This is a genomic window from Bradyrhizobium sp. LHD-71, from assembly GCF_031157255.1.
GTDB lineage: Bacteria > Pseudomonadota > Alphaproteobacteria > Rhizobiales > Xanthobacteraceae > P52-10.
The window spans coordinates 51578-66094 of record NZ_JAVIFX010000002.1; the positions used below are offsets into that span (position 1 = coordinate 51578).

Annotated in this window: 10 protein-coding genes; 2 read left to right on the forward strand and 8 right to left on the reverse strand. The window is 63.2% G+C overall.

Going from position 1 to position 14517, the window contains the following annotated elements; all coding sequences use genetic code 11:
• Nucleotides 1-23 precede the first annotated feature (23 nt).
• The 6 genes from RCO31_RS01585 to RCO31_RS01610 all read right to left on the reverse strand — a co-directional run bounded on the left by RCO31_RS01585 (nucleotide 24) and on the right by RCO31_RS01610 (nucleotide 6054).
• Complete coding sequence (locus tag RCO31_RS01585) at nucleotides 24-818, reverse strand: NUDIX hydrolase (RefSeq protein WP_308966435.1); 795 nt, start codon at nucleotides 816-818, stop codon at nucleotides 24-26.
• A gap of 7 nt (nucleotides 819-825) precedes the next feature.
• Entirely contained in the window at nucleotides 826-1776 is a 951-nt protein-coding gene (locus RCO31_RS01590; protein WP_308966436.1) for a dihydrodipicolinate synthase family protein, read from the reverse strand.
• 120 nt (nucleotides 1777-1896) lie between these two features.
• On the reverse strand, nucleotides 1897-2757 hold the full coding sequence (locus tag RCO31_RS01595; protein ID WP_308966437.1) for an SDR family NAD(P)-dependent oxidoreductase: 861 nt from the start codon (nucleotides 2755-2757) through the stop codon (nucleotides 1897-1899).
• Nucleotides 2758-2785: 28 nt separating this feature from the next.
• Nucleotides 2786-3649: a MaoC/PaaZ C-terminal domain-containing protein gene (locus RCO31_RS01600; RefSeq protein ID WP_308966669.1), complete on the reverse strand. Its 864-nt coding sequence runs from the start codon at nucleotides 3647-3649 to the stop codon at nucleotides 2786-2788.
• 29 nt (nucleotides 3650-3678) lie between these two features.
• Nucleotides 3679-4815, reverse strand: a complete 1137-nt coding sequence (locus RCO31_RS01605; RefSeq protein ID WP_308966438.1) for an acyl-CoA dehydrogenase — start codon at nucleotides 4813-4815, stop codon at nucleotides 3679-3681.
• Nucleotides 4816-4836: 21 nt separating this feature from the next.
• Nucleotides 4837-6054 (reverse strand): acyl-CoA dehydrogenase family protein, encoded by a 1218-nt coding sequence (locus tag RCO31_RS01610; protein ID WP_308966439.1) that lies wholly within the window; start codon nucleotides 6052-6054, stop codon nucleotides 4837-4839.
• A 474-nt stretch (nucleotides 6055-6528) separates the two neighbouring features.
• On the opposite strand from RCO31_RS01610, the gene RCO31_RS01615 reads away from it, so the two are divergent.
• Nucleotides 6529-8751, forward strand: a complete 2223-nt coding sequence (locus RCO31_RS01615; protein ID WP_308966440.1) for an acetate--CoA ligase family protein — start codon at nucleotides 6529-6531, stop codon at nucleotides 8749-8751.
• A gap of 109 nt (nucleotides 8752-8860) precedes the next feature.
• Here RCO31_RS01615 and RCO31_RS01620 read toward each other — a convergent pair whose 3' ends face one another.
• Nucleotides 8861-12349, reverse strand: a complete 3489-nt coding sequence (locus tag RCO31_RS01620) for an indolepyruvate ferredoxin oxidoreductase family protein (RefSeq protein ID WP_308966441.1) — start codon at nucleotides 12347-12349, stop codon at nucleotides 8861-8863.
• A gap of 590 nt (nucleotides 12350-12939) precedes the next feature.
• Between RCO31_RS01620 and RCO31_RS01625 the strand changes: the two genes are divergently transcribed.
• Nucleotides 12940-13269, forward strand: a complete 330-nt coding sequence (locus tag RCO31_RS01625) for a hypothetical protein (RefSeq protein ID WP_308966442.1) — start codon at nucleotides 12940-12942, stop codon at nucleotides 13267-13269.
• A 106-nt stretch (nucleotides 13270-13375) separates the two neighbouring features.
• Here the strand turns inward: RCO31_RS01625 and RCO31_RS01630 are convergent, their stop codons facing one another.
• Entirely contained in the window at nucleotides 13376-14380 is a 1005-nt protein-coding gene (locus tag RCO31_RS01630) for a tripartite tricarboxylate transporter substrate binding protein (RefSeq protein ID WP_308966443.1), read from the reverse strand.
• Between the last annotated feature and the right edge of the window lie 137 nt (nucleotides 14381-14517).

Sequence of the window (14517 nt, forward strand, 5' to 3'; positions counted from 1 at the left end):
CGGCGTCGCTTCGCTCGCAATGACTATCCCGCGCCCATGTCGAACAGGCTGCCGTCATAGCCGGCGTCGGCGGGGATACGAAGCTGCCGGCTTGTTTCGCTGCGGATGATTTCCGGGCAGACGGTGACGACGCGGTCCCGTCTTGCGGCGTCGAGCGAAGCTGCAGCCGAGTTCTGCTTGCCCAGCTTGATCAGGTTGCGCTCGGTCGCGAACACCAGCTTGAACTTGCCTGTCTTCGCGCCCTCCACGGCCGCATTCGGAGAAACCCAGATCGAGTCGACCGACTCGGTCCCGTCATGGGCGCCGACCTGATCCGCCGGAGCGACAGCAAGATAGAAATGCGTATCGAAGCGCTTCGGCATGCCGACCGGCGTGATCCAATGCGCGAACGGCACCAGCAGGTCGAGCGCAGGAACCATCCCTTCGGTCGTCAGGATCTCCGAAAAACTTCTTTCGCCCTTGTTGAGCGCGGCACGGTGCGCAGCGGCAACTTCGTCAGCACGTGCTGCCGAGACCAGGGCATTCGATCCCTTCGTCCGCGCCAGCAGGATGCCGCACTCCTCGAAGGTCTCCCGCACCGCGCCGATCCGAAACGCAAGCGCCGCCGCGTCGAGGCCCGCAGAGTCACCGTAGAGCGTGGGATCGCCGGCAATGCGATGATCGTCTGCGTCGACGCTGCCGCCTGGAAACACCAGAGCGCCGGAGGCGAAGTCGATCTGGTGATGACGCACCACCATGAAGACTTCCATGCCTTCGGCGCCATCACGCAGAAGCAGCATCGTGGAGGCTGGACGAACGGCGACTGCTTCCTTGCTCATCCGTCCCTCAAGCCACGTTCAGCCGCGCCGCAAGGTCGGCACGCTTGTCCTTGCGCGCGAGCCGCGACAACAGATAATCGACCTCCGCGCGCGCTGCTGCGGTCAGTGCCGACGCCGGCTTGCGCTGAGCGTCGCTCGCGATCATGCCGCGCCGCTTCATCACGTATTTGCGCACGGCAAGTCCGACCCCCTGCTGCTGCTCGTAGCGGATCAGCGGCAGATGCGCATCGAACAGGTCGTGCGCCGCATCACGCTGGCCTGCCTGCGACATCCGCACCACATCGACCAGCATGTCCGGGAAGGCGTAGCCGGTCATCGCCCCGTCCGCCCCGCGCTCCATCTCGAAATCCAGGAACAGCCCGCCATTGCCTGTGAGGATCGAGAGCGGCCGCAACGACCCGTCCTTTTGGAACGCGCGCAGCGCGCTGATCTTCTCCAGCCCCGGCCAGTCCTCGTGCTTCAGCATCACGCAGGATGGATTGTCCATGACGATGCGGCGGATCACCTGCGGCGTCATCACGACCGTCAGCGTCAACGGATAGTCCTGCAGCACCCATGGAATGTCGGCGCCGATCGCCTCGACGGCCTGCTTGAAATACGTCGCGATCTGATCGTCAGTGCGCAGATGCGGCGGCGGCGCAATCATGACGCCGGCGGCACCCGCCTCCATGACGCCGCGCGCGAGCGATCGCATCGCGGCAAATCCCGGCGCCGAGACGCCAACGATGATCTGCATCTTGTCGGCACAGCGGATGAAGCGTGAGGCCACGTCCACCGCCTCCTGGCCGTCAAGCTTCGGCGCTTCTCCCATGATGCCGAGCACTGTGATGCCGTTACAACCGGCATCCCGATAGAAGTTGGTCAGCCGCTCGATCGAGGCCTCGTCGATGCGGCCGTCCTCGTGAAACGGCGTCGGCGCGATCGCAAAGGTTCCGGAAGCGTCGTGGGAAAGCGGCATGGGGTTGTCCTTCAGGAGTGTCTCTACCCCTTATACCGAAGTCAGCCGAGGACGTCATCCCGCAGCATCAATGCCGCCAACGCCGTTTGACCAGCGGCTACGCCTCGCAACCCGCCCTGATCAAACAACCTTGGCGTCTTCCTTGAAGAATACCTTGTCGGCGTGCTTGGCGAGATCCTGTGCCGTCCAGGGGCCGGTCGGCATCCAGCCCTCGGCCATGAAAATCTTCATCTCGCGCACGCCGCGTGCCGACGACACCGCCAGGATCTTGTTGGTCTGATCGCCGGACAGGTCGCTCACCATATAGAGCACGCCCGGCGCGATCATTTCGGGCTTCCAGGGTGCGTAGCTCGCGCCGCGGCGTTCCTGCAAATCCTCGGTCATTCGCGTCAGTGCGCCCGGCGAGAGTGTCCAGACGCGGATGTTGTACTTGCGACCCTCGATCGACAGCACTCGCGTGAATCCGGCGATGCCCGCCTTCGCAGCACCGTAGTTGGTCTGGCCGAAGTTGCCTATCAGGCCTGACCCGGACGAGGTGTTCACGATCACACCGCCGCCGTGATCCTTCATGTGCTTGAACACCGGCAGCGTGGCGCAGAACGTTCCCTTCAGGTGCACCTTCACCACCGAGTCCCATTGCACCTCGGTCATTTTGGCAAAGGTGCCGTCGCGCAGAATGCCGGCGTTATTGACCAGGATGTCGACCTTGCCGAACGCCTTGATGCAGTCGTTGAACAGCGCCTCGCCGCCCTCCATCGTGCTGACGTCGGAGCCGTTGGCGATCGCCTTGCCGCCTTCCTTGATGATGGCATCGGCGATCTTCTGCGCCATCGATGCGTCCTTGCCGCTGCCGTCGCGCGGCCCGCCCAGGTCGTTGACGACAACCGAGGCGCCCTCCTGTGCAAACAGCTTTGCATAGGCTTCGCCGAGGCCGCCGCCGGCACCAGTGATGATCGCAACCTTCTTGTCCAGCAAGCCCATTCACACCTCCCGGATTCTGTTGGCTGACTTAAGCGAGTTCGGTCCGGCCGTTCTTCACGACCGTGACATTGCGCGCCTTGATGTGCGCCTCGAACGAAACGACATTGCCGTCCTTCCACATGTCGACGGTGATCGTTTCGCCAGGAAACACCGGCGAGGAGAACCGCACCGCGTGGCGGCGGAAGGCGGTCGGATCATAATCCGCGTAGGTTTGCAGCACGGCGCGGCAAGTCAGGCCGTAGGTGCACATGCCGTGCAGGATCGGCATCTTGAAGCCTGCGCGGCTGGCGAACTCCGGGTCCGAGTGCAGCGGGTTCCGGTCGCCGGACAGTCGATAGATCAGCGCCTGGTTCGGCCGGATCGGAATGTCGACGCTGAGATCCGGCGTACGCGTCGGCACCTGGTGCGGTTCCGGCTGGCCTTCCGTCGGGCCGCCGAACCCACCATCGCCGCGAGCAAAGGTCGAGGAGCGGATCGTGACGAGCTTCTCGCCGGAAGCCGCATCCTTCACCACGGTCTGCCGCTGGATGACGGCACCCTTTTCCTTGCCCTTGTCATAGACGCCGACGACGGATGAATCGGCTGTCACCTTCGCTGTGACCGGCAGCGGCTTGTGGAAAGAGATGTCGCGCTCGGCGTCGACCACCATCACACGATTGAGGTCGATCGGCCCGGGATTGGCGCCCCAGGTGCAAACCGAGGCGAAGGTCGGCACGACCTTCAGCGGCTTCGGATTGATATAGCCCTCGTTGACGAACAGCAACTCCTTCCCGTTCAGCGGGTCTTCCCCCATGCCGATGCCGAGCGCATACAGCATCACCTCACGATCGGACCAGGCATACGGGACGCCTTCCGTCTTCAGGCTCATCACCTCGGGATACTTGATCGGCATCATCCGCCCCCTGCTTTTTACCGCGCCACTCACATGCCGATGATTTTTGCGTATCGCTCGCGATGATAGGCTGAGGAACCGAACGCCGCCTCAAGCACGCGCGCGCGCTTGAGGTAGAAGCCGGCGTCGTGTGCATCGGTCATGCCGATGCCACCGTGCAGCTGGATCATCTCGCGCGTCGCGTAGTTGATGAAGTCGTTCGCGGCGGCCTTCGCCAGCGAGACCAGCTCCGGCACCTCGTCCCGATCCTCATCGATCGCCTGCAACGCCTCGTCGACCGTCGGCCGCGCAAGCTGCATCGCCGTGAAGAGATAGGCGGCACGATGCTGCAGGGCCTGGAACGAACCGATCAGTTGGCCGAACTGAACGCGGGTCTTCATGTATTCGATCGTTGTGTCGAACGCCTGCTGCGCGAGGCCCATCTGCTCGGCTGCGACAGCCGCCGTCGCGCGATCGAGCACCTTGTCGAGCAGCGCCTTGCCGGCGTCGGCCTGACCGATCACCGCATCAGCGCCGACCTCGACGCCTTCGAAGGTCAGATCCGCATAGCCTCGCGAATCGATCAGCGAACGACCCTTGCGGCTGAGGCCCGTCGCATCCGCCGGAATCAGGAACAGGGTGATGCCCTTCTCGGTGCCCGGCTTGCCGCTGGTGCGCGCCGCAACCACGAACACATCGGCCGCCATGCCTTCCATCACAAACGTCTTGCTGCCTGAAAGCGTGTAGCCTTTCCCCTTCTTCTTGGCTGCGAGTGCGATCTTGTCCGGCGCATAGCGCGGCCCCTCGTCGATCGCGAGCGCGGCAATCGCGGTGCCTTCGGCGATCTTCGGCAGCCACGCCTTCTTCTGCGCCTCCGTGCCGCCAAGCACGAGTGCGCTCGCGGCCCCCACCGCCGAACCGATCAGCGGCGCGGCGACAACATTGCGGCCGAGCTCTTCGAGCACCACGCCGATGCTGCGATAGCCGAACTCGGATCCGCCATAGGCCTCAGGGATGACGACGCCGGTCCAGCCCATTTCGGCGATGCTCTTGAACGTCGCCTCGTCGAAACTCTTCGGATTTTCGCTGTCGCGCATTCTCCGGAATGCGCTGACGGGCGCATTTGCCTTCACCCAGCCCCGCGCACTGTCGCGGAGCATGACTTGTTCTTCGGTCAACAACGACATGATGCTCTCCCGCGCGGTTTCTTATTGATGATCCAACAGGCCGAGCATCCGCTTGGCGATGATGTTGTTCTGAACTTCGGTGGTGCCGGAGAAGATCGTCATGGCCTTGTTCGAGAAGAAGGCCCGGGTCGTGTCGATCTCCTCCTGCTTGAACTGATCGCCGGCGGCGCCCCAGCCGAGCCCCTGCTGCCCGAAGATCTCGACCAGCAGTTCCTCGCGCTCCTGCTGGATGCGAGCGCGCGCATTCTTGGCCACCGAAGTGAACTCGCTCGGCCCCTGCCCGGCCTTGGTCTCATCGAGCATGCGCTGCTGCATCAGCTTCAGCGAGCGGAACTCCATCATGTGCTTGATGATGCGCTGGCGCAGATCCGGGTCGGCGATCCGCCCTTTCTCGTCGGTACCGATGTATTCCTTGGCGACCACATCAAGCGGGCGCGTGTCGCCGGCGAGCTGGCGGCGGGCGGTGTTGGTCGCATTGCGCTCGAACTGCAGCAGGCGCTTGGCGATCGTCCATCCCTTGTTGAGCTTGCCGACCAGGTTCTCCTTCGGAACCACCACGTCGGTGAAGAACACTTCCGAGAACGGCGACTCGCCCGAGATGGTCCTGATCGGCCGAACCTCGACGCCGGGCGTCTTCATGTCGATCAGAAGGAAGCTGATGCCGTCCTGCTTGACCTTGGGGTCGGTGCGCACGAGGCAGAAGCACCAGTCGGCGAACCGGCTGCCGGATGTCCAGATCTTCTGGCCGTTGACCAGATAATGATCGCCCTTGTCCTCGGCCTTGGTCTGCAGCCCGGCGAGGTCGGAGCCCGCCCCCGGTTCGGAATAGCCCTGGCACCAGCGGACCTCGCCGCGCGAAACGCGGGTCAGGTGCAGCTTCTTCTGTTCCTCGTTTCCATATTCGAGCAGCGTCGGACCGAGCAGCGACGTACCCATGCCTATCATCGGGTTGAAGGCACTACAGTCCGTGAAGGCCTGAAGCACGATCCGCGCCTCGGGCGTCGGCAATCCGCCGCCGCCATAGTCCCTGGGCCAGCCCGGCGTGCCCCACCCCTTGTCGCGGACCCGCTCCTTCCAAAGCGCCCAATCCGGTCCGTCCGGGTAGCGCGGCATGTTCTGATAGTATTCTTCCAGCTTCGACTTCAGCGATTCCGGAAAGTTGGCCTTGATCCAGGCCTCCGCCTCAGCGCGAAATGCCTCCAGCCTGCGCGTGTCTTCGACGTCTACCATTACGTTCATGTGGCATCTCCCTGACCGGTCATTTGCTGGAAACGATTTGCATGCTCGCGGGCGGCGACCACCATTTGCCTGCGGCGGCAACCAAGCCGGCATCCGCCCGCTTGTCGCTCATCTTGCATGGTGCGATGCAATAAGCCTGTCATCTGCGCCCCGGGCAGGCGATTGCCTCGCCGCGCCCCTTCTCCCAGATCGTGTCTCGCCCTTGGCTCTTCAGTCTTATGGCTTTCAGTTTATCCCGCGCCTTGCGTTCCGCAACACGCGAAGCCGTTGCCATGTTCTAAGCACCAAGCTCTGCTTAGCTGCAACCGCGCAAATTTCATTGGACCTATTCTGGTATGGAGGGCCAGTTCAAAAGTCGCGCATTGCCATGCTGCCAAGGATTTGCTTTGGCTTGCGTTGTCGATCGGACGCAGGCCGACATCTAAGATCGACGCACAACGAAACATCAAAGACGACAGCAACGAGGTCACGCCGATGGACGCCGCGGTCACCGACAATTCCGATCTGACGACGAAGTGGGAGCCAGCTCCGAGCGCCAGCGAGGTGGTCAAAAGCATCCATGCAATGCTGCATCCGCGCAACATCGTCGTGGTCGGCGCGACCGACAAACCCGGCAACTACGCCGAGCGCATCTGGAACAACCTCGTCAAGTACAAGTACGAAGGCGGCATGTATCCCATAAACGCCCGTCGCGAGACGATCTGGGGCGTGAAGTGCTACAAGGATTTCAACGAGCTTCCCGAGAAGCCGGACCATGTGCTCGTGCTCGTGCCCGCACGCTTTGCGGTTCAGGTGATCCGCGACGCCGCCGCGGCAGGCGCGCGCACCGCGACCATCGTCACCTCCGGTTTCAGCGAACTGGTGGATGAGGAGAGCCAAAGGCTCGCGGTCGAGCTCAAGCAGGCGATCCAGGAAACCGGCATCGCCGTCACCGGCCCGAATTGCCTCGGCAATCTCTCCTCCGGTGAGCGCATCTTCACCAACATCGACGAGCGCCCCGTATCGATGGTGCCGGGTCCGGTCGCCGTGGCCGGGCAGTCCGGCGCCGTGGTGATGCAGATCCGTCAGGCGCTGGAGGATCGCGGCATCGACGTCGGTTACATGGTCACAACCGGCAATGAGTCGGGCCTGGAGACTCCAGACTTCATGGCCTACTTTGCCGCCGACCCGAGCATCCGCGTGATCGTGGTCTACCTCGAAGGCGTGCGGAATACGAAAACGTTCCGTGACGCCTGCAAGGCTGCACGCGCGGCCGGCAAGCCGATCATCGCCCTGAAGCTCGGCGCGTCGGAAGGCGGCCGCGCCGCGGCCATGGCGCACACCGGCGCACTTGCCGGTTCGATCGAGACGTTCGACGCGATCTCGACCCGCGAGGGCGTGATCCGCGTGCGCGGCCTCGACGAGTTGATCGAGACCACTGAATGCTTCGTGCACGTGAAGCCACTGAATGACGATCGCCTTGCCGCTGTCACCCTGTCCGGCGGCAAGCGCGGCTTGATGATCGACGCGTTCTCGTCGGCCGGCCTGAACTTCCGTCCCCTGAGCCAGACGCTGCAGGAAAAGCTCAGCCAGATGCTCGGTCCGGGGAGCATCGTCGGCAACCCGCTGGATGCGGGGTTCGCCGCGGTGGTCGACCCAACCGTCTACATCAAGTCGGTGCAGTTGATGATCGAGGATCCGGACACCGACATCGTGTTGATCGACGCCGAGTTCCCGAAAGCGCCGCACGAACTGCGCGAACGCAACATCCGCCTCGTGAACGATCTGGCCGGCGCGGCATCAAAGCCGGTCGTCTACATCAGCGCGCTGTCGGTCGGCTTCACGGAGTTCACCAAGAGCTTGCGCAAGTCGGTGCCGAACGTCGCCGTGATGCAGGGCACCGATCGCGCGGTGAGCGCAATCAAGCAGCTCATCGACTATAGCCGGTTGCGCAAGAACGTGCCCGACGTACAGTCCTCCTCGAGCGCGTCCGCCAAGGCGGCGCTGGAGAAGGCGCTGAAAGCCGCCAACGGCGCGGCGCTGGACGAGGTCGCCTCGAAGAAGCTGTTGAAGGCCTACGGCATTCCGGTGTCGAAGGAGGAGATCGCAACGACCGCCAACGATGCGGCAAAGATCGCCAAGAAAATCGGCTTTCCGGTGGTCGCCAAGGTGGTCAGCGAGCAGATCCTGCACAAGTCGGACGTCGGCGGCGTCGTGCTCAATCTGAAGACCGCTGCCGAGGTGAAGAAGGCCTTCAACGACATCATGGCGCGGATGAAGAAGATCAAGGGCAAGCCGGTAATCGAAGGCGTGCTGATCGCGCAGATGGTCAAGTCCGAGCTCGAGCTTGTGGTCGGCGGCTCACTCGACGCGGAGATGGGCCCGGTGGTGCTGTTCGGCACCGGCGGCGTCGACATCGAATTGATGAAGGACGTCGCGCTGGCCGGCGCGCCGCTCGATACCGACGACGCCAAGGAGCTGATCAACCGCACCAAGGCAGGCGTAAAGCTGAAGGGCTACCGCGGCAAGCCTGCGCTGCACGAGCCATCGGTCGTAAAGGCGCTGGTCGGGCTTTCCAACCTGATGGCCGACGCCCAGGGGCGGATCGCCTCGATCGACGTCAATCCGTTCCTGATCAATACCAAGGCCGGTGTCGCGGTGGACGGACTGATCGTGCTGAACAACGAGGCTGCGAAGAAGAGCGCAGCGGAGCATTGAGCCGTCGTTGCTCGTCATTGCGAGGAGCGTGAGCTCTGAAGCAATCCAGTCTGAGGTTATGATAACCGCCGACTGGATTGCTTCGCTGCGCTCGCAATGACGAGAGCACCTATTCCGCTGCGATCGACGGAGCGACCAGTGGCGGCGGGTCGGAAAGATCCTTTAGCAGCGCTGCCCGTTTCGCCCTCGCCTGCTGCACCGCCTTCTCCTTCACAGGGCCATAGCCACGGATATCTTCCGGCAGCGACAGCAAGGCGAGCGCGATCGGCTCCGTCTGCTCCGAAAGCTTCGCGAGCACTGAGCGCACGTCGCTTTCATAGTCGGCGATCAGTTCACGCTCCAGCAGGCGGTCCTTCGACCAGCCGAACGGATCGAGCGGCGTGCCGCGCAAGCCTTTGAGCTTCGCCAGCACCTTGAAGCCGTTGATCATCCAGGGACCGAACGTCTTCTTCTTCGGCCGGCCGGCGCCATCGTCCTGCGCGGGCAGCAGCGGCGGCGCGAGATGATATTTGAGTTTGAAATCGCCCTCGAAATGCTCCCGCAGCTCCTTTTCGAAGGATCCGTCGGAGTACAGGCGCGCGACCTCGTATTCGTCCTTGTAGGCGAGCAGCTTGGCGTAGCCGATGGCCGCCGCCCGCGTCAGCGACTCACTCAGCCCCTTCGCCTTGACTGCGGCCGCGACGTCGTCGACCAGTTTGCGATAGCGCCTGCCGAGGGCGGCATTCTGATAAGCGGTCAGATGCCTCGTGCGATGGGCGATCAACTCGTCGAGCGACATCTCACCCTGAGTCTTGGCAACCGTCGTCTCCTCGTGCAGCATCGCGGCCAGCCGCTTCGGATCGGCCACAGCGATCCGGCCGAGTCGGAAGGCCTCGGTGTTCATCTTGACCGAGACACCGTTGACGATGATCGCCTGCTCGATCGCTCCTGCACCGAGCGGCAGCAGTCCCCGCTGATAGGCATAGCCCATCATCATCATGTTGGTAGCGATGCTGTCGCCGAGCAGTGTTTCGGCCACGTGGGTGAAATCGAAGAAGGTCGAGCCCTGCTTGAGCGATGCTTCCAGCACGTGATTGACCTTGCCGTGCTGGAAATCAAAATCCCGATTGTGGATAAAATCCGCAATCGGGATCAGGTGGGTGTTGATGACGCCGTTGGTGCGCTGCGAGTCGCAAAGCGTGATGGTTTCCTTCGCAACCGCAACCACCTCGTCGGCGCCAAGCAGTACGTCGGCGGTGCCGCTGACGATGCGCGAACAGGCCACTTCCTCGGTATCTTGCGACAGACGGACGTGGCTCAGCACCGCCCCGCCCTTTTGCGCCAGGCCCGACATGTCGAGGATCATACTGGCCTTGCCTTCGATATGCGCCGCCATGCCGAGCAGCGCACCGATGGTCAATACGCCGGTGCCTCCGACACCGGCCACCGCAATGTTCCACGGCTTCTCCAGTGACGGCATCAAGGCCGGTTCCGGGCAGTCGCCGAGATCACCGAGCTCGGCCGGCGCACGTTTGCGCAGGGTCCCGCCCTCGATCGAGACGAACGAGGGGCAAAAGCCCTTCACGCAGGAATAGTCCTTGTTGCAGCTCGACTGGTTGATCGCACGCTTGCGGCCAAACTCAGTTTCCAACGGCTCGACCGAAATGCAGTTCGACTGCACCGAACAGTCGCCGCAGCCTTCACACACGGCGGCGTTGATCATGATCCGACGGGCGGGGTCTTCCATGAGACCGCGCTTGCGGCGGCGGCGTTTCTCGGCGGCGCAGGTCTGCACGAAGACGATCGCCGAACAGCCCGGCGTATCGCGCAGGGTCCGCATCACCTGATCGAGCTGATCGCGATGCGCCAGCTTGACGCCGGGCGCGATCGTTCCCGCCGGATACTCGTCCGGATTTTCCGAGACGAGATAGATCTCGCGCAGACCTTCGGCGTAAAGCTGGAACGTGATTTGCTGCGGCGAGAGATCGCCGTCCACATGCTGACCGCCGGTCATGGCGACGGCATCGTTATAGAGGATCTTGTAGGTAATGTTTGCCTTCGAGGCGAGCGCCTGGCGGATCGCGAGACTGCCGGAGTGAAAATAGGTGCCGTCGCCGAGATTGGCGAAGACGTGCTTCTCGGTTGTGAACGGCGCGGTCCCCACCCACGGGACGCCCTCGCCGCCCATATGCGTGTAGGTTTCGGTGTTGCGGTCCATCCAGAGCGCCATGAAGTGGCAGCCGATGCCGGCCATCGCGCGGCTGCCTTCGGGCACTTTCGTCGAGGTGTTGTGCGGACAGCCCGAGCAGAAGTACGGCGTGCGCACGACAGGCGCCACCGCCTGCACCTGCGACGCTTCGCGGCCGTTGAACCAGTCGGCTCTGGCGCGAAGCATGTCGGCGATCTCAGGATTCAGATTGAGACGCAGCAGCCGTTCCGTGAGTGAGACCGCGAGCGATCCAACGCTGATCTCCGCCTCGAACGGCAGGAAGCGCTTGTCGTGCTCGTCCATCTTGCCGACAATCCGGGGACGCACGTCGTCGCGCCAGTTGAACAGCTCCTGCTTGACCTGGTTTTCGACGATCTCGCGCCGCTCTTCGACGATGAAGATCTCCTCGAGCCCGACGGCAAACTCGCGCACGCCCTGGGGCTCCAGCGGCCACGGCATGCCGATCTTGTACAGGCGGAGCCCGATGCGGGCGGCGACCTCGGGCGTAATGCCGAGCTCGCGCAGCGCCTGCCGCACGTCCTCATAGCTCTTGCCGGAAGCCATGATGCCGAAGCGCGCATTCGGCGAATCCAGCGTGACGCGGTTGATCCTGTTGGCGCGGGCAAAGGCGATCGCGGCAAAGCCCTTGTATTCCTGCAGCCGGCGATCCTGTTCAATGCGGTCGTCCGGCCAGCGCAGGTTCAAGCCGCCCGGCGGCATTTCGAAATCGGTCGGAATGATGAAGGGATTCATCTCGTCGGCGAGGTTGATCTCGGCGGTCGTCTCGACCGTTTCGGTGATCACCTTCATGCCGACCCAGCAGCCGGAGTAGCGCGACAGGGCTATGCCGAGCAGCCCCATCTGGATCATTTCATGAATGCTGGAGGGATAGAGATAGGGCATCAGCGCCGAGATGAACGCGTGATCGGACTGATGCGGGACGGTGGACGATTTCGCGCCGTGGTCGTCGCCCGCAAGACACAGCACGCCGCCGTGTTTCGCCGAGCCTGCGGTATTGCCGTGGCGAAAAACATCGCCACAGCGATCGACGCCGGGGCCCTTGCCGTACCAGATGCCGACGACACCATCATGCTTTGCGCCCGGCGACAGCTGAAGCTGCTGCGACCCCCAGATGGCGGTCGCGGCGAGATCCTCGTTCACGCCGGGCTGAAATTTGACGCCATACTCGTCGAGATACTTGCGCGCAGCGTGTAGCTGCTGATCGTAACCGCCGAGCGGCGAGCCGCGATAGCCGGAGACGAACGCCGCAGTGTTCAAGCCGTTCGCACGATCGCGCCGGATCTGCGCCATCGGCAGCCGAACCAGCGCCTGTGTCCCTGTCAAGAAGATGTGGCCGGATCGGGCAGTGTATTTCTGGTCGAGACTGATCGGGCCTTGATTGATTCCCATGTCTGCCTCTGAACGGTGAGCGGCGTTGAACGCCGCATCGCTACCTTTGAAGCAATCTAAATATGTTTCGCCTGCAAAAGCATCAAGAATCTAAGACAGGTCTAGGGCCACTGCGACACGGCAACTTCGTGCCGGCTGCGCGCAAGCCGACGCAGCCTTATGCCGATTATCGGCGTCGCTTTGACCAAAAGCTGCGCAAGCTTGATGCGCCGCAGCAGCGGTAGGCGTGGGCCGCGCGGCGTTCGGAGTCCGGTACTCGCGAATCAGCCACGGCGAGTCGCCGTCGCTTCCGACGAGCGCCGCGTGCGTTGCACGGCGCAAACTGACGCAGCGTCGCCGACAACGCAGGACCATGTCGAAAAGAAGTCACGGCTCGTTTACGCCTGCGATGACGATGAGCTCAGGCGCTCGAATCACGTGCCATAGTGAATCAGCAGTAACCGTGAACGGCGCGCGGTGTGCTCCTCGTTCCGCGTCCGGGAACCTGAATCAGGTTCCTCTACTGTATTGTTCCCTACCAAAGTGTAATGTTTGCCGGAACCGGTTGGCCCAAGCGCCATTGTCTTCAGAAGAGCCAATGGAGGACCGAGATGGCCTATCGACCGAACCCGAACGATCCGTTCATCACGCCGCCGCCAACGGACGACATTCCGCGCAGCGCCGACCCGATGCTGCAGTCCGACCGGTTTGACGACGCTGGCCCGGTCAGCGGCACCCGCGTCGCGCTATACGCCCTGGCAGTGCTGGCACTGGTCGGTGCACTGTTCTACGGCATGTCGACGGCGACCAACAATGACACCGCATCGAACACGCCGGCGACCGGCACAGCTCAGCGGCCGGCTCCGGCGCCGGGCACGACGACCGGCGCAGCGCCCTCGCAGCCGGCACCGACGGCACCGGCTGATGCACCGAAGCAGTAGGCCGCGCTTTTCAGACAGGCCCGCGTGGCGGGACGTCGATGCCGACGCCCGTCACTTTGCGGAGCCTGGTGTCTAGACTAACGAGCGACCTTAAGCACGGACGGACTTACGGCGCCTCGATCTTGATGCCGGCGTCCTTGACCACCTTGCCCCAGCGCGCGACTTCTGACGTGACAAACTTGCCGAAGTCCGCGCGTACCAGGGTCGGGGTCGGCGACCCGTTCTTTTTCCACGCTTCCTTGATCGCATCCGCGTCCAGCGCCTTGCGGATCTCCGTCGTGATCTGATCCACGATCGGTTCGGGCGTTCCCTTCGGCGCGAACACCGCGTACCAGGTGGAGACCTCATAGCCTTTGAGCCCGGCCTCCGCCGACGTAGGCACCTCGGGGATTGCCGGCGAGCGTGTTGTCGCCGCCACTGCCAGTCCGCGCAGCGCGCCGCTCTGGATCTGGTTGGCCGACGAGCCGAGGCCATCGAACATGGCATGCACGTGGCCTGCGACGAGATCCTGCATGGCCGGACCCGCACCGCGATAAGGCACGTGGTTCAGCTGGGTCTGCGTCAGGATCTTGAACAGCTCTCCCGCGAGGTGATGCGTCGTGCCCGCGCCGGCTGACGCGTAGTTGATTTTGTTGGGATTAGCCTTGGCGTAGGCGATGAACTCGGCCAGGGTCTTGGCTTCCACCTTGCCTGGATTGACGACGATTACCTGCGGCGGCATCGCGATCACCGCCACCGGGATAAAGTCCTTCTCGATGTCGTAGTCGAGCTTCGGGTACAGCGATGGCGCAATTGCGTGATGGGCGGCGCCAACCAGAAATGTGTAACCGTTTGGCTCCGCCTTCGCCGCAGCGCTCGCACCGATCGTGCCTCCCGCCCCTCCACGGTTGTCGATCAGGAAGCGCTGCTTGAGCTGAATTTCAAGCTGAGCGGCAAGCGGCCGGGCAAAAGCATCGGTGCCGCCACCTGCAGGGAACGGCACGATCAGATTGACGGGACGTTGCGGCCAGCTTTGCGCCGACGCGGGCGGAGTGGCGCCGGCAAGGGCGGCAACGGCGGCGGTGAGGACCGCGGCTGCACGGATGGCGATCCACGACGTCAGTCGAAACATTGGTTTTCCCCCGATCATATTGGCACTGTGCTCAATTGTTTGTCCGATTACGGCACCCGCCAGCGCCGTTGGCAATATGACCTTTGGTCATTTCCTGGCAGCTCGCGCGCTTGCGGAGGCCCGAATCGGTGACAAAC